Annotated in this window: 24 protein-coding genes; 6 read left to right on the top strand and 18 right to left on the bottom strand. The window is 62.1% G+C overall.

Features of this window, described 5'->3' with window-relative positions; all coding sequences use genetic code 11:
• Window positions 1-58: 58 nt before the first annotated feature.
• The 13 genes from tilS to ruvC form a co-directional block, all read right to left on the bottom strand.
• Window positions 59-1,198 carry a tRNA lysidine(34) synthetase TilS gene (gene tilS / locus ACOQOQ_RS08735; protein ID WP_420566606.1) on the bottom strand — a complete coding sequence of 380 codons (1,140 nt, stop codon included), beginning with the start codon at window positions 1,196-1,198 and terminating at the stop codon, window positions 59-61.
• Window positions 1,199-1,284: 86 nt separating this feature from the next.
• On the bottom strand, window positions 1,285-2,100 hold the full coding sequence (ybgF, locus tag ACOQOQ_RS08730) for a tol-pal system protein YbgF (RefSeq protein WP_420566605.1): 816 nt from the start codon (window positions 2,098-2,100) through the stop codon (window positions 1,285-1,287).
• A 12-nt stretch (window positions 2,101-2,112) separates the two neighbouring features.
• Window positions 2,113-2,604: a peptidoglycan-associated lipoprotein Pal gene (gene pal / locus ACOQOQ_RS08725; protein ID WP_420566604.1), complete on the bottom strand. Its 492-nt coding sequence runs from the start codon at window positions 2,602-2,604 to the stop codon at window positions 2,113-2,115.
• 78 nt (window positions 2,605-2,682) lie between these two features.
• Window positions 2,683-4,002, bottom strand: coding sequence for a Tol-Pal system beta propeller repeat protein TolB (gene tolB, locus ACOQOQ_RS08720; protein WP_420566603.1), 1,320 nt, complete (start codon window positions 4,000-4,002; stop codon window positions 2,683-2,685).
• A complete protein-coding gene (locus ACOQOQ_RS08715) occupies window positions 3,999-5,084 on the bottom strand; it encodes an energy transducer TonB (protein WP_420566602.1) in 1,086 nt (361 codons plus the stop codon). The genes tolB and ACOQOQ_RS08715 overlap by 4 nt, the downstream gene beginning before the upstream one ends.
• A gap of 5 nt (window positions 5,085-5,089) precedes the next feature.
• Window positions 5,090-5,572, bottom strand: coding sequence for a protein TolR (gene tolR, locus ACOQOQ_RS08710; protein WP_420566601.1), 483 nt, complete (start codon window positions 5,570-5,572; stop codon window positions 5,090-5,092).
• A gap of 3 nt (window positions 5,573-5,575) precedes the next feature.
• Window positions 5,576-6,271, bottom strand: coding sequence for a protein TolQ (gene tolQ / locus ACOQOQ_RS08705; protein WP_420566600.1), 696 nt, complete (start codon window positions 6,269-6,271; stop codon window positions 5,576-5,578).
• Window positions 6,272-6,383: 112 nt separating this feature from the next.
• Complete coding sequence (ybgC, locus tag ACOQOQ_RS08700) at window positions 6,384-6,770, bottom strand: tol-pal system-associated acyl-CoA thioesterase (RefSeq protein ID WP_420566599.1); 387 nt, start codon at window positions 6,768-6,770, stop codon at window positions 6,384-6,386.
• A 39-nt stretch (window positions 6,771-6,809) separates the two neighbouring features.
• Window positions 6,810-7,370 carry an RNA 2',3'-cyclic phosphodiesterase gene (gene thpR, locus ACOQOQ_RS08695; protein WP_420566598.1) on the bottom strand — a complete coding sequence of 187 codons (561 nt, stop codon included), beginning with the start codon at window positions 7,368-7,370 and terminating at the stop codon, window positions 6,810-6,812.
• Window positions 7,370-7,990 (bottom strand): hypothetical protein, encoded by a 621-nt coding sequence (locus ACOQOQ_RS08690; RefSeq protein ID WP_420566597.1) that lies wholly within the window; start codon window positions 7,988-7,990, stop codon window positions 7,370-7,372. The genes thpR and ACOQOQ_RS08690 overlap by 1 nt, the downstream gene beginning before the upstream one ends.
• 96 nt (window positions 7,991-8,086) lie before the next feature.
• Window positions 8,087-9,112, bottom strand: a complete 1,026-nt coding sequence (gene ruvB, locus ACOQOQ_RS08685) for a Holliday junction branch migration DNA helicase RuvB (protein WP_420566596.1) — start codon at window positions 9,110-9,112, stop codon at window positions 8,087-8,089.
• A gap of 3 nt (window positions 9,113-9,115) precedes the next feature.
• Entirely contained in the window at window positions 9,116-9,799 is a 684-nt protein-coding gene (gene ruvA, locus ACOQOQ_RS08680) for a Holliday junction branch migration protein RuvA (protein WP_420566595.1), read from the bottom strand.
• Entirely contained in the window at window positions 9,796-10,299 is a 504-nt protein-coding gene (gene ruvC / locus ACOQOQ_RS08675) for a crossover junction endodeoxyribonuclease RuvC (protein WP_420566594.1), read from the bottom strand. Before ruvC ends, ruvA begins: the two co-directional genes overlap by 4 nt.
• A 232-nt stretch (window positions 10,300-10,531) precedes the next feature.
• Here ruvC and ACOQOQ_RS08670 point away from each other — a divergent pair, with 232 nt between their 5' ends.
• Window positions 10,532-10,738 (top strand): DUF1127 domain-containing protein, encoded by a 207-nt coding sequence (locus tag ACOQOQ_RS08670; RefSeq protein WP_420566593.1) that lies wholly within the window; start codon window positions 10,532-10,534, stop codon window positions 10,736-10,738.
• 101 nt (window positions 10,739-10,839) lie between these two features.
• Here ACOQOQ_RS08670 and ACOQOQ_RS08665 read toward each other — a convergent pair whose 3' ends face one another.
• From ACOQOQ_RS08665 to ACOQOQ_RS08650, 4 genes are all read right to left on the bottom strand, one after another.
• A complete protein-coding gene (locus tag ACOQOQ_RS08665; RefSeq protein ID WP_420566592.1) occupies window positions 10,840-11,184 on the bottom strand; it encodes a hypothetical protein in 345 nt (114 codons plus the stop codon).
• 111 nt (window positions 11,185-11,295) lie between these two features.
• The gene (locus tag ACOQOQ_RS08660) at window positions 11,296-12,162 is read right to left on the bottom strand and encodes a 50S ribosomal protein L11 methyltransferase (RefSeq protein ID WP_420566591.1); all 867 of its coding nucleotides are present in this window, start codon (window positions 12,160-12,162) and stop codon (window positions 11,296-11,298) included.
• Between the two features lie 63 nt (window positions 12,163-12,225).
• Window positions 12,226-13,581, bottom strand: coding sequence for an MATE family efflux transporter (locus ACOQOQ_RS08655; RefSeq protein ID WP_420566590.1), 1,356 nt, complete (start codon window positions 13,579-13,581; stop codon window positions 12,226-12,228).
• 6 nt (window positions 13,582-13,587) lie between these two features.
• Window positions 13,588-14,820 (bottom strand): MFS transporter, encoded by a 1,233-nt coding sequence (locus ACOQOQ_RS08650; RefSeq protein ID WP_420566589.1) that lies wholly within the window; start codon window positions 14,818-14,820, stop codon window positions 13,588-13,590.
• A gap of 166 nt (window positions 14,821-14,986) precedes the next feature.
• Here ACOQOQ_RS08650 and ACOQOQ_RS08645 point away from each other — a divergent pair, with 166 nt between their 5' ends.
• A complete protein-coding gene (locus tag ACOQOQ_RS08645) occupies window positions 14,987-16,054 on the top strand; it encodes a YeeE/YedE family protein (protein WP_420566588.1) in 1,068 nt (355 codons plus the stop codon).
• A gap of 2 nt (window positions 16,055-16,056) precedes the next feature.
• On the opposite strand, the gene ACOQOQ_RS08640 is transcribed toward ACOQOQ_RS08645, so the two are convergent.
• Window positions 16,057-18,252 carry a primosomal protein N' gene (locus ACOQOQ_RS08640; RefSeq protein ID WP_420566587.1) on the bottom strand — a complete coding sequence of 732 codons (2,196 nt, stop codon included), beginning with the start codon at window positions 18,250-18,252 and terminating at the stop codon, window positions 16,057-16,059.
• 88 nt (window positions 18,253-18,340) lie between these two features.
• On the opposite strand from ACOQOQ_RS08640, the gene fsa reads away from it, so the two are divergent.
• From fsa to ACOQOQ_RS08620, 4 genes are all read left to right on the top strand, one after another.
• On the top strand, window positions 18,341-18,994 hold the full coding sequence (gene fsa, locus ACOQOQ_RS08635; RefSeq protein WP_420566586.1) for a fructose-6-phosphate aldolase: 654 nt from the start codon (window positions 18,341-18,343) through the stop codon (window positions 18,992-18,994).
• Between the two features lie 92 nt (window positions 18,995-19,086).
• Window positions 19,087-19,794, top strand: coding sequence for a DUF484 family protein (locus ACOQOQ_RS08630; RefSeq protein ID WP_420566585.1), 708 nt, complete (start codon window positions 19,087-19,089; stop codon window positions 19,792-19,794).
• A complete protein-coding gene (locus tag ACOQOQ_RS08625) occupies window positions 19,791-20,711 on the top strand; it encodes a tyrosine recombinase XerC (RefSeq protein ID WP_420566584.1) in 921 nt (306 codons plus the stop codon). Before ACOQOQ_RS08630 ends, ACOQOQ_RS08625 begins: the two co-directional genes overlap by 4 nt.
• A 9-nt stretch (window positions 20,712-20,720) precedes the next feature.
• Window positions 20,721-21,419: a CDP-alcohol phosphatidyltransferase family protein gene (locus tag ACOQOQ_RS08620; RefSeq protein ID WP_420566583.1), complete on the top strand. Its 699-nt coding sequence runs from the start codon at window positions 20,721-20,723 to the stop codon at window positions 21,417-21,419.
• Window positions 21,420-21,427 lie beyond the last annotated feature (8 nt).

The following is a 21,427-nucleotide window of genomic DNA, read 5'->3' as shown; positions in this document are numbered from 1 at the left end:
TTGGCTCTGCGCCTATCACAGCCGCCACCGTACTTAAATAGAGATCATGCACCCATCTTCAATGTGTTGAAAGGGCGGAAACGAAATCAGTACGGTCTGCCGCAGGTTGTGCATGCCATCCGTTGGCCAGCCCGCTGAAAGGCGCAGCAATCAGCTGGCCATCGCGCCAAACACCCGGATCGGCCTGCAATGCGGCCGCCGGGCGCATCGGATCGCGGGCGGCGCTTAATTGCGCGGCGCCCTCGGGTCCCAAAGCGGCGACACGATCCCCCGCCTGCGCAGGTCCGCTCAGAACCCAGCGGCGATCCCATGTTTGTCCGGGCAGGGCCTGCACCTGCGCCACGGCCGCATATTCACGAAACAGCCACAGCCGGCCTTTGCGCTGCGTCACGCGGCAGCCATGCAAAGTGGCCCCCTGCCCTGCATTCAAAGCCTGCAGCATCCCCGCAACCGCCGCCCGGCGCGGCGCATAGTCCGCCCCCGACATCCAGCGCAGCGCTGCGACCAGAACGCGGCGCTTCAATTCAACGGGCAGCGCGGCAAAAGCTTCGGCCCCAAGCGTCAGATCCGGCCCCTGCATCTGCGCGTGCACCCGCGCAAAATCCGCCCCGGCCCAGTTCAGCGCCTCTTTGGCCTGCGCCATGTTTTGCGCCACCTCATAAAGTGTCTGCGCATCCAGCCCGATCTGCGCCAGTTCCTCGGCGCGGGCGCGCAGCCGCACGCGGTCATAGCTTTTGTCCGCATTAGAGGGGTCATCAGCCCATTTCTGGCCCCGGGCCTCAAGATACAGTCGCAGATCCCGGCGTTTGGCACGCAACAAGGGCCGGTGGAACCGGACCCCGGCCATCACCCGGTCCTCCATTGCCGACAGCCCATCCACCCCCGAGGCACGGGCAAGGCGCATCAGGAATGTCTCGGCCTGATCTTCGATGGTATGCGCCAGCAGCACATGATCGATACCCTGCGACGCGGCCCAGTCCGAGATCAGCCCATAGCGCGCGGCGCGCGCGCGGTCTTGCAGATTTCCGGCGCCGTCCCAGCCCTGCCAGCGCAGCAACGTGTGCGAAACCCCCAAAGAGGCGCAGGTATCGGCGACCAATTGCGCCTCGTTCGCGGCCTCGGGGCGAAGGCCGTGATCAACAGTCACAACGGACAGGTCAGCCTGCCCCCAGGCGACAGCCAGATGAAGCATGGCCATGGAATCTCCGCCCCCTGAAACGGCCAATCCCAGCCGCCCGGCCGGGATCTGTGCCATCTGCGAGGCGAACAAAAAGGGAAGCTCAGTTACTGACAGTCCAGTTGCTCCATCGCGACCATGGCCGGCTCGACCGAGGCTGATGTCGGGAACCGCACGCCTACCTCGCTTAACGTGACGCAAGCGTCCTGGATCTGGCCCAGGGTCGCCAGCGACTGGCCCAGCAGGAACAGAGCCTCGGGGGCGTCGTCGCCCTGCGGGTCGGTGCTGAAGGCGGTCAGAAACGCACGGGCAGCAGCCGGGGCGTCTTTCATCTCGGTCAATGCCTTGCCCCGCAGCAGATGCGCCTGCGAGGTCAGCGGGCTTCCGGGATAGGCCTCGGTAAAGGCCATGAACTTATCGGCCGCATCCGCGTGCTGACCGTTCATAAGCGCCTGGTGCGCGGCATCAAAATCAGCCCGTTCGCCCACGGCCAGCTGGGCGCCGTCATTGCCCGGAGGCGTCGCCACCGGCACAGCACTGCTCTGATCGTCGCCGCCAAGGGTCGTCGTTTCACCAAGCGCGCTCAGGTCTCCGCCTTCCAGCTCGACAAGACGGAATTCCAGATCGCCGATCCGGTTTGTACCGTCCGCAACAATGCGATTGATGCGAAACTCAAGCTGTTCGGTTTTCGCGGTCAGGCCCTGCATCGCCAGCTCGATCGCATCCACGCGCGCCAGAACCGAGCTGCCACCCGCCCCCGACGGTGCGCCGGTGGTGCTCAGCTCGCGTTTCAGCCGCTGGATTTCAACGTAAAGCACGGACAGTTCCTGACGGATATCCGCGAGTGTCTGCGCCCGGTCCTGGGCCATGCCGCTGGCAGGCAAGGCAAACGCAGCAATGATAACAGCGAAAACAAGGCGCATCCTATGGTCCCTTTATCCGGTATAATCGACCGAGATGATCGTCACCGCGCGGCGGTTCTTGGTATAGCAAGCCTCTTGGCTGCAAATCTCGATCGGGCGTTCCTTGCCGTAGCTGACCACCTTCAGCCGTGCAGGCGACACCCCGCGCAAAACCAGGTATTCCTGCACCGAGTTCGCCCGGCGGGCCCCCAGCGCAAGGTTATATTCACGGGTGCCCTGCTCGTCCGCGTGGCCCTCGATGATGGCGGTGTAATCCGCGTTGGTCATCATCCAGTCGGCCTGCGCATCCAGGGTGAACTTGGCTTCAGAGCTTAGGTTGGACTGGTCCACGGCAAAGAACACGCGGTCGCCCACGCTTTCTTGGAAATACAGCGGCGAGGTCGGATCGCTGGCCGAGCCCGCTCCGTTCAGATCAACAGTGTCACTGCCAAAACGGCCAGCATTGGAACAAGCCGCCAGGGCCAGGATCGACGTCAGCAAAACGGCGCGCGTCAGATGTTTCATGTTATTGCCCTACTCGATTTTTGGTTTTTCCTAGATTTATCACATTGCGAGCCATCTGGGAATGGACCCGCCGTTTCGTCATTGCAGCGGCGACCAGGCCGGATCCGAGGCCCCGCTTAGCGTTTTCACCCGTTTCAGGTTCCGCCCGGTGATATCGACAGTGTACAGGCTGGCCGAGCCGCTGGCCCCTTGGGTTTCCCGCGTGAACATGATCACGCGGCCGTTGGGCGACCAGCTGGGGCCTTCGTCCAGGAAGGAGGCGGTCAGCAGGCGTTCTTCGGATCCATCGGTGCGCATCACACCGATATGGAAGCGGCCCTTGGACTGCTTGGTAAAGGCGATCAGGTCTCCGCGCGGGGACCACACGGGTGTGCCATAGCGCCCCTGACCAAAGCTGATCCGCTTGGGCGTGCCGCCATTTGCGTTCATGATATACAGCTGCTGGGTGCCGCTGCGATCGCTTTCGAACACGATCTGGCTGCCGTCGGGGCTGAAGCTGGGCGCGGTTTCAATCGAGGGCGTACTGGTCAGCCGCTGCGATTTCCCCGTTGCAATGTCCATCCGGTACAGATCGGTATTGCCGCCTTGCGTCAGCGAATAGACCACCGTGCGGCCGTCGGGACCAAAGCGCGGGGCAAAGCTCATGGTACCGGGCTGATCCTGCAACGCGCGCCGGCCCACACTGGCCACATCCAGAACATAGATGCGCGGGAACCCGGTTTCGTAGCTGGTGTACAAAATGCGATCCCCCGTCGGCGAGAACCGCGGCGCCAGCACCAGGCTGGAGCTGTCCGTCAGGTACTGCACATTCGCGCCATCGTAATCCATGATGCCCAAGCGTTTCTTGCGGTCATCTTTGGGGCCGGTCTCGGACACGAACACCACCCGGCTGTCGAAATAGCCACCCTCGCCGGTGATCCGGCTGTAAACAGCATCAGCCACCTTGTGGGCCATGCGCCGCCATCCGTCCTGCGAGCCGACGAACTGCAGCCCATTGCCCAGCTCCTGGCCTGCGAACACATCATAGACGCGGAACTTAACCACAAGGCGCCCACCCGACTGCAAGCTGACAGACCCGGTGATCAGCGCCTGCGCGTTGATCGCCTTCCAGTCGGCAAACTGCACCGGAGAGGAAAAGCTGGTGATCTTGCTGATATGCGCCTTGGCGGGGATCTCGCGGAACAGGCCTGTTCCGGACAGATCCTCAGCGACCACGCGGGCCAGATCATTGGCCACGCGGGTTGCGCTGCTGTTTTCGGCCACGAAGTTTGGCACCGCATAGGGCAAGGGTTCGATCACGCCTTCGGTGATCTCGATCCGCAGAGGGGCCGCTTGGGCCGGAAGGGCCAGGCCCAGCATCACAACGGCCGACAGGAGGGTCAGAACATATCTCATCATTTGATCCTCATTTTCTCCGGATTGAAGGTCATTTCAATATCGCGCCACTGCGCGTACTTGTCTTTCGGCAAGTTATAGCCACGTGCACCGCATCGGATAATGGCGCGGCGGGCGGCCTCGAACGCTTGCCGGGACGAGCTGTCGCTGCCCCCGCTGCTGGATACCATCCGGATCGAGCCAATGTTGGGCTTACCATCTTCGGACAGGCTGACGGCCACCACAACAGTGGTCCGCAACGCCTGCGAAGACAGCGATCCGGTGTTCCAGCATCGCTGAACAGACACCCGCAGCGCATCTTTTTCGCCAGCGGTCAGCGGAGGCCCCGAGGGGGCGGTTGGCTGCGTATCTGATGCGGCTTCGGCAACGGCTTGTTCAACCGCACTGCGCAGATCGTCTGTCTGATCGGCGGGCTGCGGCCGGGTAGGACGGGCCTTGGGGCGCAGCGACCGCGTGGGCGCGCGGGCGGGTTCTTCGGCCTCGGTCACGATCTCTTGGGCGGCCTCTTCGGGCGCGGTGGCCTCGGTCTCTTCCTTCTGAACTTCGCCAGCCTCGTCCTTGGTCACCTCTTCGCGGGTCACATCGTCGGGGCGCGCGTCCGGTTCGGGCTGCGCCACGGGCTCGGGGGCAACGCGCTGCGCAGGGCGCGGTTTAGGGCGCAGAGATGTCTTGGGGGCCAGAACGACCTCGGGTTCGGCAGGAGGCGTGATTTCGGGCGGCGAGTCCTCGACCTCGGTCGGGGGCGGGGCCACGATCTGCGTCACATCAGGGCTTTCGTCAGGCGGCGCGGCGGGCGCGACATCGGGCTGATCGGGGCGCGGCTGGGGTTCAGGGTCCGGCGTGGGCTGGGCCACGGGCAGCGGCTCCACCTCTTCGGGGGGCGTAAAGGTGGGGGGGGCTGGCGCCTGGGTCACGGTTTCGGGTGGGGTCTGCGCGCCCATGATCTGCTCGAATTCCTCGGTCGAGATCACGGCCACTTCGGTCACTTCAAAGGGCTCGGGCGAGGGCGCAAAAGCATCGCCCAGCAGCAGCCAGCCGATCAGCCCCGCATGACCAATCCCCGAGATATAGTGACCCGTGCTCATGTCCCCTAGTTGTCCTGAACTGCGCCGTCCAAGGCGGGCCCACCGGTGTCCGTCACCAGCCCGATATTGCTAAAGCCGCCACGGTTCAGCGCCCCCATGACCTGCACGACAGTTTCATAGGGCACTGCCCCATCCGCGCGCAGGAACACCCGATCGCCTTCACGTTCGGCCGCAATGGCGCGCAAGCGGTTCACCAGATCCTCCATCGGGACGGCTGTTTTCTGGATCATCACAACGCCTTCGGCGGTGATCGTCAGGGCCAGCGGCTCTTCTTGTTCCGAGGGCAGCGCGTTGGCCGCAGTTTTCGGCAGTTCAACCGGCACGCCCACCGTCATCAGCGGCGCCGCGACCATGAAGATGATCAGCAGAACCAGCATCACATCAACAAAGGGGGTGACGTTGATTTCCGACATGGGACGCGCCCCGCCCCGGTGGTGACGTCTGCGCCGCCCGCTGCCGCTGCCTTTTTGCATGACACCCGCGCCCATGGCTCAGGAATCCAGCTGGCGGCTGAGGATGGTGGCGAACTCGTCGGCGAAGGCCTCGTAGCCCGCGATGATCCGATCGCTGTCCGCGCTCAGCTTGTTATAAAAAATCACCGCAGGGATCGCGGCCAGCAGGCCAAGGCCGGTGGCCAAAAGAGCCTCGGCGATGCCCGGCGCCACGACGGCCAGGTTGGTGTTCTGCTGCTCGGCGATGTTGATAAAGGCATGCATGATGCCCCAAACCGTGCCAAACAGTCCCACGAACGGCGCGACCGATCCGACCGAGGCCAGCACGGGTAGCCCGCGTTGCAGGTTGGCGGCCTCTTTGGCGATCGCCACATCCATCGAGCGGTCGATCCGCGCCTGCGCGTTCGAGATCATGCCCCCGTCCGCCCGGTGCGAGCGGCGCCATTCGATCATACCAGCCGCAAACACTTTCTGGGACGACCCCGTTGGATCGGCGCCGATCTCGTCGAACAGCTCGTCCAGCGGTTCGCCGGACCAGAAGGCACGGTCGAACTGGTCGGCCTCGCGCTGTGCCCGCCGGTAGCTGATGGTTTTCTGTACGATGATCGACCAGGACCAGAACGAAGCAACAATCAACATGATCATCACCAGTTTCACGGTCAGCGTCGCACGTGCGAACAGCGCCCACATGGAGAAATCAATCTCCTGCGCCAGCGCAAGGGTCTCTGTTTCCATTAGCCTGCTCTTTGTTATCGGCTCATTTGTGAACCTTGTTTACTGGCAAAAATAGCCGATCTCTAAGGGGAAAGCCAACACAATGGCGTCATTCCCGCGCGATCGGCATGATTTAGTGAACCAGTTGGCGGATATTTGCTGGCATTCTGGCCGGATGACCTGTGTCGCTCATCATTACGACGGTCACCACAGCCTGAAACAGCACCTCTGAATCGCGCATCACGCGCTGGTTGAGCACCCAGCGCACCCCGGTCGAGGACATGGTTTCGGTTTCCACAACCAGATCGTCGCCCATCTTGGCAGGGGCCAGGTAATCAGCCTCGACCCGGCGGACGACGAAAACCAGCCCCTCTTCTTCCTTAAGCGCCAGCTGATCAATGCCCAGATCGGCCACCCATTCGCTGCGGCCGCGCTCGATAAATTTCAGGTAATTGGCGTAATAAACAATCCCGGCCATGTCGGTATCTTCGTAATAGACCCGGATATTGAGCTTATGCATGGTGGTCCACCGTCGTCTGTTGCCTGCTTTGGCCGCAGCCTAGGCAGGTTCCTCCGTCGGGGCCAGAGGATATTGCGCCAGCGCGTCATAGATCGGGCCATCGCCGTGCAGGGTGGAGCGGTAGAGGGTAAATTGCAAAGCGTCACCCCCCGCATAAACCAGATCGCCGTTACGCCCCAACCAGGCCGCGATCCGGTGTTCAGCGAAATCGGGTAAAAAGCGCGGCAGGCGCATCAGCGTGAAATGCGGCTTAAAACGACGGCGCGGCAGCTCTATCCCCGCCATTCGTGCGGCCTGCACCACCTTTTCCTGCAGAGCCACCAGTTCGGGCACCTTTTCCACCAGCGCCACTGCGGCCCGAGGCTGTCGTCCGCCAAACATCTCAGCCCCGCGCAGGGTCAGCCGCACGGCTGGCGCCCGGATCGCGCCAAGCATTTCATGCAGCAGCTCGGCGGATGCCTCGGGCTGATCGCCAAGAAAGGCCAGGGTCACGTGCAGGTTCTCGGGCGGCACCTCGCGGCCCAGCCCAAGCCCGTCCTGCATGTCCATCAACGCGTCACGCAGCCCTTCGGGCGGGTCAAGCGCAATGAACAGCCGCATCAGCCCGCCTGCACTCGCGCAAACAGCCGCAGCGCATGCGCTGGGTCGCTGGCCGTTACAGGCATCACCGGATCATAAGCCGCACGGATCACCCCGGCGATATCGGGGCGCAGGATCGTCGCCTCACCCGCCACGGCCAGCGGTGATTGCTCTGCAAACGCCTTGTCCGACCATATCAGCATGGCTTGCACCACCTGCCCCAGGGCCAAAGTCTCGGCCGGCAGGCGCGACAATTCCGAGTGCATTTTCAGGAACACGAACCCCGCCTGGATGGCCCCCTGATCGTCAAAACGGAAGGCGCGGTATTGGTTCGCATCCGCGTCCTTCAGCTTGCCGACCAGAGTGTCCAGGTTCGGGATCATCCGGCCCAGGTCTGGCAGCTCCAACAGCTCGTCCCACTCGCGGAAGAAAAAGAACATCAGGTTGGCGCCCAGCTCGGGGTCGGTCTCGGCCATCTTGTGACCGGCCAGCGCGACGACGGCCTCGATTGCACCTTTGACAGTCTCAAGCGTTTTGTCGTCCACGCCAAAGACGATCGGCACGATGGGACGTCCCCAGCGGGCAAAGGCATAGGCGCCGTCAGAGCGGGTGAACAGGGCTTCGATCTCGGCTGGGGTCATGGCGCTCCTTCTCTGGGGCCCCAAGGCCCGCATCTTCTGAATTAGCGCCCCAATACCGAAATTCAGAGGGTTTCGCCACCGCCCGGAACCAGAAAATCAGCCGAACATATCGGCCTGTCCCGGAGCCTTGGGCGCGGCCAAACCCAGATGGGTCCATCCCTTCTGCGCCAGCATCCGCCCGCGCGGCGTGCGCTGGATCAGACCCTGCTGCAACAAGAAGGGCTCGATCACCTCTTCCAGCGCATCACGGCTTTCTGACAGAGCCGCGCTCATGGTTTCGATCCCAACGGGGCCGCCCGCATAGTTTTCGGCGATCAGGCGCAAATACCGTCTGTCCGCGCCATCCAGCCCAAGATGGTCCACGCCCAGACGGGTCAGCGCGTGATCGGCGATCTGTTGGGTAACGCGGCCATTGCCTTCGACAACCGCGAAATCCACGACACGGCGCAACAAACGGCCCGCGATCCGCGGAGTCCCGCGCGAGCGTTTGGCGATCTCGCGCGCGCCATCCCCATCCGCAGGTGCCCCCAACAGGCGGGCGTTGCGCGTGACGATCTCGTTCAGTTCGTCCACTGTGTAGAATTGCAACCGCGTGGGTATGCCGAAACGGTCGCGCAGAGGCGTCGTCAGCAGGCCCAGACGCGTGGTCGCGCCGACCAGAGTAAAGGGCTGCAATTCGATCCGCACAGTCCGCGCAGCCGGACCCTCACCAATCACCAGGTCCAGCTCATAATCTTCCAGCGCGGGGTACAGCACCTCTTCGACCGCCGGGTTCAGGCGGTGAATTTCGTCGATGAACAACACATCGCGCGCTTCCAGATTGGTCAGGATCGCCGCCAGATCGCCTGCCTTGGCCAGCACCGGCCCCGAGGTCATGCGGAAATTCACCCCCAGCTCGCGCGCCATGATCTGCGCCAGCGTGGTTTTGCCCAGACCGGGGGGGCCGTGAAACAGCGTGTGATCCATCGCCTCGCCGCGCTGACGGGCGGACTGGATGAACACCTTCAGGTTCGCGCGCGCCTCGGCCTGACCGATGAAGGCGTCAAGTTCCTGCGGGCGCAGGGCGCGGTCGTTATCCTCGGGCAGCGGGTCAGCGCGCAGGGCAGGATCGGGGGTGGTCATGGGTTACCCTTTCGGCGCCAGGTGTTTCAGCGCGGCGCGGATCAGCGCCGCGGTATCGGCCTCGGGGTCGTCCTGCGCGGCCTGGGCCACGGCGGTTGCGGCCTCGGAGGGGCCATAGCCCAGGTTCGACAGCGCCGACAAAGCATCCGATTGCGACGCGGCCGAGCTGGGCTGCGGGGCAGGTTTCGAAGCGGGCCTTGCAGGGGTGGGTTCAGGTTCGGGGTCGATCACCGCAACCGGCGCCTCGCCCGTGGCCTGCGCCAGCGTTCCACCAAGGGCCATCACACCCGGTGCCTTATCCTTCAGCTCGTGCACCACACGTTGCGCGGTTTTCGGACCGATTCCCTTGGCCGCTTTGATCGCGGCAATATCACCCAGGGTGATCGCACGGCCGACGCCTTCGGCCCCCAGAGTCCCCAAAATCGCCATCGACGCCTTGGCCCCGATCCCCTGAACCGAGATCAGCAGCCGGTGCCACTCTTTCTCAAGCAGGGTCGTGAAACCGAACAACTGCATCAGGTCTTCGCGCACCAACATCTCGGTATAGACCGAGGCAACTTCGCCATTGCCCGGTAACGCGGCCAACGTCCGGTCCGAGCAATATACGATGTAGCCCACACCGCGCACGTCGATCAGCACGTGATCGTCGGTTCGGTATTCGATCCGGCCGGTGAGTTTTCCGATCATGCTGCGGTTCCCTTCGCTTTCAGCGCCATACCGGGCGCGCGGGCATAATGAGCGTGACAGATCGCAATAGCCAGAGCATCCGCCGCATCCGGGCCGTTGATCTCGACCCCTGGCAGCTGCATCCGCACCATGTGGTCCACCTGAACCTTGGCCGCATGCCCGACACCCACCACGGTTTTCTTGACCTTGTTGGGCGCGTATTCACCGATTGGAATTCCGGCTTGCGCGGGCACCAGCAAGGCGATCCCGCGGGCCTGGCCCAGCTTCAGGGTGCCCACAGCGTCCTTGTTCACGAAGGTCTGTTCGACCGCGGCCGTATCGGGGGCAAAACGGTTGAACACGTCGGTCAGCTGCTCATGCAGCGACAGCAGCCGTTCGGGCAACTCGGTCCCGACAGAATGGCAAATCCCGTTGGCAATATGGGTCAGGCGGCTGCCGTCAGCTTCGATCACGCCCCAGCCCATGTTGCGAAGGCCAGGGTCGATTCCCAATACCCGCATTGTCCTGTTCCCTGCTCTGTTTTGGTTTTTAACTGCATTAGCACGAAACGAGAACAAACGCCAAGCCGATTGCGTCTGGGTGAGGCTCGCAGCCCCGCTGGCACCCCCAAAGGCCATGCACAAACCGCATAGGAACTATGCAAACTCTCCTGCTTGTGCCGTTTATTTTTGCAGCTTATGTGCGGCATGGAACATCACTTCCCCTAAACCAACCCAGAAATAGGAGCCAGAAATGGTCTACTACACCAATGCAAATGGTGGCGTCCTGGCCACCGCAATCGCCGATGTCCTGTCCCGCGCGATCAACGCGGTCTTCGACGCAGTGCAAACTTGGAATTCGCGCCGCGCCACCCGGATCGCCCTGTCGAAGCTGACGGATCGCGAACTGGATGACATCGGTCTGTCGCGCTCGGATATCAACCGGATCGCGCGCGGGTAATCATGCCAGATAACCCTGCCGACCCTGCAACAACGTAAACAGCCGCCCCATGATCACGGGCGGCTGTTTGCATTCAGGGACGTGAGAGACTTGAGAGTACGTTACCTGATGTATGGGCGCAGCGTGGCGGCCAGCTCAATCGTTACCGGATCAACTTGCATAAACCACGCGCCAACTTGTTCGACCGCAGTGCCGTTTTGCAGATTGGCAACGCGATTTTCATAAGTGCTGAGCCCCAGGAAGGCGACCAACAGAATCTTGAAGCCCACGAACCCGACCACGAACATCATAAACATTTTAAACGGGAAACCCGAGCGGCGGGATCTGGGACGAGCAACAATCAGACCGTCTCGGTCCACTGTCAGAGCATAGCCGCGCTTCATTTGATTGCGATTATGGCTGATCCGGGCAAGCCGATCATCGAATTCATTAAAGCTGTCGGCCATTGCAGCCTCCTGTACTGGCCCCCACCAGAACATGCTCTTTTTGTAGCCTTGAATTGTGGCAAGAATGTGGCCAAGGCCTCAATCCTGCTGCAATTCAGCCTTGAAATGACTTCATTTGCGCAGCGTTAGCGTCGTCCATTCACCAATCTCCTCACGATGAATAAGATTGATGCCATTTTGTGCATAAACATCGACCACTGCGTCAGCTTGTTCGTTCAGAATCCCCGAGAGAATCGCAAAGCCACCCTTGGCCATGTACCGGTTCATGTCCGGAGCAAGATCGATCAGCGGCGCCATAAGGATGTTGGCAAAGACCAGATCAAACGGCGCCTTGTCCTTGATCACAGGGTTTTCAAAGCCCGCAGCCTCAAGACAGAGAACACGGCCTTCCATATCATTGACGCGCACGTTTGCCTCGGCCACGTCCACCGCGACCTGATCAATGTCGCTAGCCAGCGCCGGATTCGGCCAGATACGCGCAGCCGCCATGGCCAGAACAGCGGTGCCACAGCCCACGTCGATCACGTTCTCACAGACCACACCGTCATTGGCCAGCCGGTCCAGCGCCCGCAGGCAGCCCTGCGTGGTGCCGTGGTGGCCGGTGCCAAAGGCCATCGCGGCCTCGATCAACAGCGCCTCAGACCCCTCGGGGATCTTGTCAGCGTCGTGGCTGCCATAAACAAAGAAGCGGCCGGCTGTCACCGGCGTCAGTTCGCGCTTTACCTTGGCGACCCAATCGGTTTCGGGCAGTTCGGACACGGTAAAGGGCTTGGCCCCATAGGCAGCCGCCAGCAGGGCCAGCCCGGCCTGATCCGGTTCTTCGGTGAAGTAGCCGCCGACCTCCCACAGACCCGAGTCATCCTCGATCTCGAACACACCGATGCCGGTGGGTTCAGGCATCAGTTCCTCCATCGCCAGGCCAAGCGCCTGGGCAGGGTCTTTTCCCATCAGGGTGGTCAGGGCGGTGAAAGTTGGCATTGGGCTCTCCGGTCAAAGGCTGCTGCATTGCGCCTAAGCGCCAAAACCCGCCGGGTCAAGCAATCAGGGTGCCGTGCGCCGTCTAGGGGCCCCGATCCCGCGACCTGACCGGACATAGCGCCAGCCCCAAATACCCGCGCCGATACCCACGATGGAATTGGCCAGCGCCTGTGCCAGGATCACTCCGGCGGCCCCCATCATGCCGCCCAGAACAAAGGCCAGGGGGGCCATCAGCAGCCCGTCCCGACTCCAGTTCACCGTGGTCGCCCAGAACGGCTTGCCCAGGTTATTGAAGGCCGCATTGGCCACGAACAGCGCCCCGGTAAAGACAAAAGTCCCCGCCGCGTAATACGAGAATGTGCGCACAACGGCCGCGCCCTCGCCGCTTAGGCCAAAAAGGTCCGCAACTAAATCGGCACACAGGCCCAGCGCCACCCAGATGATGACTGTATAAAGCGCGCAGAATTTCAGAGCGTCGACATAGGCACGCGCCACGCGATCTTTCAGGCCTGCTCCAGCGTTCTGCCCGATAATGCCCCCGATCGCGCCTGACAGCGCGAAGATGCCGCCAAAAGACAGAATGGTCAGGCGCATCACCACACCCAGACCTGCCACGGCACTGTCGCCTTGCTCGGCCATGGCGCGAACGAGAATCCAGTTGCCGAACGGTGTCGAGATTTGCGTGGCGATCCCCGGAATGGCGATGGCTGCAAAAGCGCCCAGATACAGCCTCAGGTCAGGCCGCGAGGGCTTGGCCAGGATGTCGTGGGTTTTCAACAGCCAGTAAAAGCCGAACACTGCCATGGCCGCGCGGGACAGCACGATCGCGGCGGCCGCGCCTTCTATGCCCCAGCCGAAATACAGGATGAAAAGCGGGTCCAGCCCCATGGCAAACACCCCGGCCGAGGTCGTCACCAACATCGAGCGCAGTGCGTCCCCAACCGAGCGCAGGATCGCCCCTGCCATCATCCCCGCCGCAATCAACGGCAACGAGGGCAGCGAGATTGCCAGGAACGAGGCCCCGGCCTCAAGCACCTCGCCCTCGGCACCCGACAGCTGCAGCAGCGGAAAGCGGAAGAAAAACACGATGACCGAGATTACAACCTGCGCCGAGACGCCGTAAATCATGGCCGTGGTCGCGATCCTGCGGGCCCGGCGTTTGCGCCCCTGCCCCAAGGCTCGGCTGACCAGCGCAACAGCGGCGATCATCATGCCGATAGATATCGAGATCACGAAAAACTGGATGGTCCCGGCAAAACCAATGGCGGCAACAAGGGCCTCGTCCTTCAACTGGCTGACCCAAAACAGCGCCAGAAAATCCACAAGGAACATGAAGCTAAGGCCCAAAGACCCCGACAGCGTCATGACGACGACGTGGCGCATGGTCGAGCCACTGGTGAATTTCGCCTGTCCAGTCATGGGGTCCTATTCCGCTGCCGCGGGCAGACCGCGGGCAAAGATCGTCTCGTATCCCGGTTCGGGATGTCGTGGGATAAGCAGGGCCAGCCCCAGCGACACCGCCGCCATGGCCGCCGCCAGCCCAAACACCGCCCCCGGAGAGACCAGCCACAAATATCCCAGCAGCGCGGGCAGGAACACCGCCGCGATATGATTGATGGTAAAGGCGACGGCCGCCGTTGGCGCGATATCGCCCGGATCAGCGATTTTCTGGAAATAGGTTTTCAGCGCCAGGGCCAGCGCAAAGAACATGTGATCCAGAACATACAGGACCGAGGCCAGAACGACCCCCCACCCAAACCAGTAGATGCCGCCATACAGGCCAAACACAGTGACCAGACCGGCATATTCGAACACCAGCGCGCGCCGTTCGCCCCACCGCGCGACAACCTTTCCGAAAACGGGGGCCAGAACCATGTTGGCCACCAGGTTGATCAGATACAGGCCCGTGACCTCGTGCACGTCAAACCCGAAGCGTTCAACCATCATGAAGCCCGCGAAAACCACGAAAATCTGACGGCGGGCACCGGCCATGAACTGCATCGCATAGTACAGCCAATACCGTTGGCGCAGGATGAACTTCTTTTTTTGCGGGTTTGGCGCCTCGAATTGCGGATAAGCCAGCAGACAGAACAGGGCAATCGCGGCCGTGACACCCCCGGCCAGCATGTAGACCAGGTTATAGGTCAGGCCCAGGCTTTCCCAGCTAAGCACAATCAGCACATAGGCCACAAGCGTCGCAGCCGAGCCTGCCGCCATCAACCACCCCAGCGTCTGCGGCGCCCTGTCCTTGGGCAGCCATTGCAGCTGCAGCGACTGGTTTACAGTCTCATAGTAATGAAAGCCGATCGAGCTGAGCATGGTGATCGTCAAAATCCCGCCCAGCGAAGGGAACCACGCGGTTACGGCCGTTGCCACCCCCAGCAGGATCAGCGCCACGACGCCCAATACCTGCTCGCGGATGAACATGATCAGGGCGATCACGCCGATGGCGAAAAATCCGGGAATCTCGCGGACCGTATGCAGCCAGCCGATGTCCGCGCCATCAAAACTTGCGACCTCGATTACGAAGTTGTTCAGCAGGGCCGACCATGTGGCAAAGGCCACGGGCATGGCCGCAGCCATCAGGAACAACAGGGCCACAGGGCGGCGCCAAAGCGGCATCTCGCGGGCCTGATCAAGAGGGATCACGCGTAACATGCATTCCCCTTACGCCTCTAATTCCGGTTTGGCGAGAGTATGTGACGAACCGTCACTGTGCATGTGTGCGCAAACATCGGCGGGATCGTGCGCAGCATGATCTGAATCAATGAAATCTGAATATGTTCATGTCACCACCCCCCGAAATTCAAAGAGGACCGCGCCCATGGACATTCTGGCCATCGTTGAAAAAATCGGAGAAGCCCCCACCGCTGCCCTTCTGGGGGTCATCACCGGTATCATCTTTGGTATCTCGGCCCAACGCTCGCGATTTTGCCTGCGCGCGGCCACGGTGGAATTTGCCCGCGGTCAGTTGGGCGACAAGGTGGCGGTGTGGTTCCTGACCATTTCCACCGCGATCGTCTGGGTGCAGGCCGCGCAGCTGCTGGGCCTGTTCAACGCTGCTGACGCCCGCCAGATGGCCATTCCCGGCAGCTGGTCCGGCGCCATCATCGGAGGCCTGTTGTTCGGCGTCGGCATGGTGCTGGCGCGCGGCTGCTCGGGGCGTCTGCTGGTGCTGGCGGCCACGGGAAACCTGCGCTCGGTCGTGTCGGGGCTGATCTTTGCTGTGGTTGCGCAAATGAGCCTGTCCGGCATCCTGTCGGAGTTTCGCAACTCCATCGCTTCGATGTGGGTCACGACGGGCGGACGTAACCTGGACCTGATCGCCTTTATCGGCCTGCCCGAGTGGGGCGGGCTGGCCATTGGGCTTTTGTTCGCCGTATTGGCGCTGGTTCTGTCGTGGCGCAACCAGATCACCGTCAGCCGCCTGTTCTTTGGCGCGGGCGTGGGCTTTGCAGTGGCAGTGGGCTGGGTCAGCACCTATGCGCTGTCACAGATCGCCTTTGACCCGGTCACCGTCGAAAGCGTCACCTTCTCGGGGCCGTCCGCTCATACGTTGATGTTCTTTCTGGATCGGAACGAGGTTCTGCAATTCTCGGTCGGGCTGGTGCCCGGCGTGGTGATCGGCTCGTTCGTGTCATCCTTTTTGAAGGGCGAGTTCAAGTTCCAGGGCTTTTCCGACGAATCCATGATGCGCCGATCCATGACAGGGGCCGTGCTGATGGGGTTCGGCGCAATGCTGGCTGGCGGCTGCGCCATCGGGGCGGGCGTCACCGGTGGGTCGGTCTTTGCAGGGACGGCATGGCTGGCGCTGTTCTGCATGTGGATCGGCGCGATGGCCACCGACCTGTTGCTGGATCAACCGGCGCTGCGCCGCTCAGCCGCGGAATAGCGTCAGTAGAAGCTTTGCGGGTCGATATCGACGCTGATCCGGGTCTGGTTTGACGGCTTGAACTGGGTCAGCCAACGGGCAATCGCGCCTTGCAAAGGCGCGCCCTTGTCGGCCTTGATCAGCAGCCGCACACGGTGACGGCCACGGACACGCGCAATTGGTGCGGGCGCGGGCCCGAAAACCTGCGCTCCGATCTGCCTGAGCGGACCGTCGCGCCGCGCCATTTCATTACCCAGATCGAACACGTCCTGCACATCGGTCGAGGACAGGATGATCCCCGCCATCCGCCCGAAAGGCGGGACATGGGCAAGGCGGCGCTCGTCCGCCTCGGCCTGCCAGAACCCTTCCTCGTCCCCCGCAATGATCGCACGGATCACCGGGTGTTCGGGCTGATAGGTCTGCAAAAGCGCCAGCCCCTTGCGTTCTGTGCGCCCCGCGCGGCCCGCCACCTGTCGCATCAACTGGAACGTTCGTTCGGCCGCACGTAAGTCAGATCCTTGCAGACCCAGATCGGCGTCAATCACCCCCACCAGCGTCAGCAGCGGAAAGTTATGCCCCTTGGCGACCAGCTGCGTGCCGATGATGATGTCGGCGGCGCCCTCGGCGATGTCCTGAATCTGGGCCTTCAGCGCGCGGGCTGACCCGAACATGTCCGAGCTGAGCGTCACCACCCGCGCATCCGGGAATAGCGCCTGCGCCTCTTCGCTAAGGCGTTCGACACCGGGGCCAACAGGGGCCAGGCGCCCCTCAACTTCGCAACTGGGACAAACCTCGGGCATCGGTTTGCTTTCGCCGCATTGGTGACAGACCAGACGTTTCAGGAACCGGTGCTCGACCATCCGCGCGTCGCAATGATCACAGCCGATTTGATGCCCGCAAGCCCGGCACAGCGTAATCGGCGCATAGCCCCGGCGGTTAATGAAAAGCAGGGATTGTTCACCTTTTTCGACCCGCGCCAGAACCTCTCGCTGCAAGGAGCCAGAAATCCAGCGATCCGAGGGCAGCTTTTCCCCCCGCATGTCAATCGCGCGCATATCGGGCATCACCGCAGCACCATAACGGCTGGTCAGGGTCAGTTTATGGTATTTCCCGGCCTCGGCATTGGTCCAGCTTTCAAGCGACGGCGTGGCCGAGGCCAGCACCACCTGAGCACCGCAGATACTGGCGCGCAGCACGGCCATGTCGCGGGCGTTATACATCACCCCGTCTTCTTGTTTGTACGAGGTATCGTGTTCCTCATCCACAACGATCAGGCCAAGGTTCTGATAGGGCAGGAACAGGGCAGACCGCGCGCCAATCACCACCTGAGCGCCCCCCTGCCCCACCATTTTCCAGATGCGGCGGCGTTCAGTCATGGTGACGCCGGAATGCCATTCAGCAGGCTTAGTGCCGAACCGAGCCTGCACGCGGGTCAGGAACTCAGCGGTCAGCGCGATTTCCGGCAGCAGCACCAAAGCCTGACGGCCCCGGCGCAGACATTCGGCGACGGCCTCCAGGTACACCTCGGTTTTACCCGATCCGGTGACACCGCGCAGCAGAGTGGTGCCATACTGATCGGTCTGAATGGCGGCGCGCAGGGAATCAGCGGCAGCAGCCTGATCGCCCGTCAGCTCTTTGCCGGCGTGATCTGCGTCCATTCGTGGAAAGGGCAGATCGCGGGGGCGGTCCTCTTCCAAGACGGCGCCCTGTTTGACAAGCCCCTTCACAACGCCCGTGGACACGCCCGCATGTTCGGCCAGTTCCTTCAAAGTAAAGGCCAACCCCCCATATTCATCCAGCACGTCCAGCACCCGGCCGCGGGCGTCGGTCATCCGGTCCGGTTCGCGCCCGCCTGCGCGGTACACCTTTTGCATCGACGGAGGATCGCTGAGCCCCGGCGCGCGTGTCGCCAACCGCAGCATCGCGGACATGGGCGTCAGTGTGTAGTCGGCGGCGCGTTGCAGGAACAGCTGCATTTCCTCGCGCATGGGGGCCACGTCCAGCACCCGCATGATTGACCGGATCTTGGACCGGTCATAATCCCCCTTGCCGGGCCCCCAGACCACACCCAGCACCTTGCGCGGGCCCAAAGGCACCTCGACGAATGCGCCGGGCAGGCAGCCGCCCTCGGGTGCTTTGTAGTCCAGCACCCTGTCGATCGGTTGCGTGGTCAGAACGCCGACCAGCGTACCCTCGCTATAGAATTCCGCCTGGCTCACGTTCCATCCGGTGAAAAGGGTTTCGGGTTCATTCCCTTTGGGGTAAAGCCTGACCTCAGCAAAGTCCAACCGAACTGAGGCCCCTGACATGAAATTTTTTGTTGATACCGCCGAGATCGACGCCATCGCCGAGCTGAACGCTTTGGGCATGGTCGACGGTGTGACCACCAACCCTTCGCTGATCAAGAAATCCGGCCGTGACATTCTGGAAGTCACCAAGGAAATCTGTGATCTGGTCAGCGGCCCGGTGTCCGCCGAGGTGACCGCCACCGAAGCAGACCAGATGATTGCCGAAGGCCGCAAACTGGCCGATATCGCCGAAAACATCGCCGTGAAAGTCCCGCTTACCTGGGACGGCCTGAAAGCCTGTAAAGTACTGAGCGACGAAGGCAAAATGGTCAACGTCACCTTATGCTTCAGCGCAAACCAGGCCCTGCTGGCCGCGAAAGCCGGCGCCACGTTCATTAGCCCCTTCATCGGCCGCCTGGATGATATTGCGATGGACGGCATGGAGCTGATCGAGGACATCCGCACCGTCTATGACAACTACGGGTTCGAAACCGAGGTGCTGGCCGCCTCGATCCGTTCGGTGAACCACGTGCTGGATTGCGCCCGCATCGGCGCCGACGTCATGACCGCACCGCCCGCAGTCATCAAGTCGCTGATCAACCACCCGCTGACCGACAAGGGCCTGGCGACCTTCCTGGCTGATATCAAGGCTGCGGATATCAAAATCCTCTGATCCGCTGTTGGCGGGCCTCTGCCTGCGTGAAAAAACTTAAGGAAATGCCGGGGCATATTTGTTATGGTCCCGGCAAAGACCAAGAGGCAGACATGAGCACAAAGCCCGTCATCGACGACTCCCTGCGTGAGAAAATCATCGCAGAACCAGATGTTATACTGGACGACAAGGACCTGATGCGCGCCCTTGTTGCCGCCAATGAACGCGCGATGGGCAGCAATATCGTCGATCTGCGCGGTGTCGCCATGGAACGTCTGGAAACCCGGCTGGACCGGCTGGAGGACACCCATCGCAGCGTGATCGCCGCCGCCTATGAAAACCTTGCCGGCACCAACCAAGTGCACCGTGCCATCCTGCAAATGCTGGAGCCAACCAGCTTCGAGGCATTTCTGAAAGATCTGGCCGGCCCCGTCGCCGAGGTGCTGCGCGTCGACTGTATCAAGCTGGTTCTGGAAACTGCCCAAACCGATGAAGACCCCGTTCTGAAGCGCCTGGGCAGTGTGCTGTCCGTGGCCCATGCGGGCTATATTCGGGATTACCTGTCTGGCGGGCGCAACGCACCGCAACGGCAAGTCACCCTGCGCCAGGTTCACGAGGGCGATCTGCAAATCTATGGCGAAGAGGCCGGTTTCGTGCGCTCCGAGGCCTGCATGACCCTTGATTTCGGCCCCAATCGCCTGCCCGGCATGCTGGTTCTGGGTTCCGAAGACCCGCATCAATTCAGCCCACAACAAGGCACTGATCTTTTGGGCTTTTTTGCTGGCGTGTTCGAACGCACCATGCGTCGCTGGCTGGCATGAGCCTGATCTCTCCGGCTGCACGGGACGCCCTGCAAAACTGGCTGGAGGGGCAAAAGGCGCTCAACGGCGCCTCGGACAACACCTTGGACGCTTATCGCCGCGATGTGGCCGAGTTTCTGTCCTTCATCACCGAGCATAAGGGCGAACCGCAGGGGCTGCGGGCGCTGGAACGTGTCACCATCTCGGACATGCGGGCATGGATGGCCCGCAGCCGCAGCACGGGGATTGCGCCCCGATCACTGGCGCGCAAGCTCTCGGCCGTAAAGACGTTCTTCCGCTGGCTTTCAGAACGTGAAGGTTTCGACCCAACCGCCGTTCTGTCCACGCGCTCGCCCAAGTTCCATCGCAAGCTGCCGCGCCCTCTGGACGAGGACGCCGCGCGCGACATGATTGATACGGTGCAGCTGCAATCCGGCTCGGACTGGGTGGCGGCGCGGGATACGGCGGTACTGACGCTGCTTTATGGGTGCGGGCTGCGGATTTCCGAGGTGCTGGCTCTGCAGGGCCGTGATTTTCCCATCGCCGAGACCCTGCGCATCATTGGTAAGGGCGGCAAGGAACGCATTGTCCCCGTGGTCGCTGTCGCCCGTCAGGCCGTCGCGCGCTATGTCGAACTGTGCCCTTACACGACCGAGCCCGATTTTGCCCTGTTTCGCGGTGTGCGCGGGGGGGCCTTGAACCCTCGGCAGATCCAGAAAGTTACCGAAGCCACGCGCCGCCAGCTGGGCCTGCCCGCCAGCGCCACGCCACATGCGCTGCGCCACAGCTTTGCTACCCACCTGCTGAACGCGGGCGGAGATTTGCGCGCCATCCAGGAACTGTTGGGGCATGCGTCGCTCTCGACCACGCAGGCCTATACTGCGGTGGACCTGGATCGGCTGATGGATGTCTATCAACGCACGCATCCCAAGGCCTAGGGGGCCCAAATGACACTGACCAACGAAACCAAGGCCCTGTCCGTCCACCTGCTTACGGCAACGGGTGCTGTGTTCGCGATGCTGGCCATGCTGGCCGCCGCCCAGGAAAACTGGAGCGTGATGTTCCTTTGGCTGGTCGTTGCCTTTGCCGTGGATGGCATCGACGGTCCGCTGGCCCGCCGATATCATGTCAAACATTATGCCGCCCGTTTTGACGGAGCGCTGCTGGACCTGATCATCGACTACCTGACCTATGTTTTCATCCCCGCCTTCGCGCTTTTCCAATCAGGGCTGTTGCCGGGCTGGACAGGGTGGTTTGCGATCATCGTGATCTCTTTCACAAGCGTGCTGTACTTTGCGGACAGCCGCATGAAAACAAAGGACAATTCCTTTCACGGGTTCCCTGGATGCTGGAATATGGTGGTCCTGGTCCTGTTCGCGCTGCAGCCCAATTTCTGGGTGATGCTGGGGCTGGTCAGCGTGCTGGCTGTCGCTATGTTCCTGCCGTTTAGGTTCATTCACCCCATCCGCACAAAGCGTTGGCGCAAACTGTCGCTGCCCGTGGCGCTGGCCTGGACGCTGCTGGCCGGGCTTGCCGCCTGGGCCGAGTTCTCGTCCCCGGTTTGGGTGCATTGGGGGCTGGTAGTGACCACGCTTTATCTGCTGTTGGTCGGGATCGTCCAACAGATCGTACCCGAGCGTATCTGAAACGAAAA

It is taken from the genome of Thalassovita sp., from assembly GCF_965218685.1.
Taxonomy (GTDB): Bacteria; Pseudomonadota; Alphaproteobacteria; order Rhodobacterales; family Rhodobacteraceae; genus Thalassobius.
This window is presented reverse-complemented; position numbering and strand designations above follow the sequence as displayed.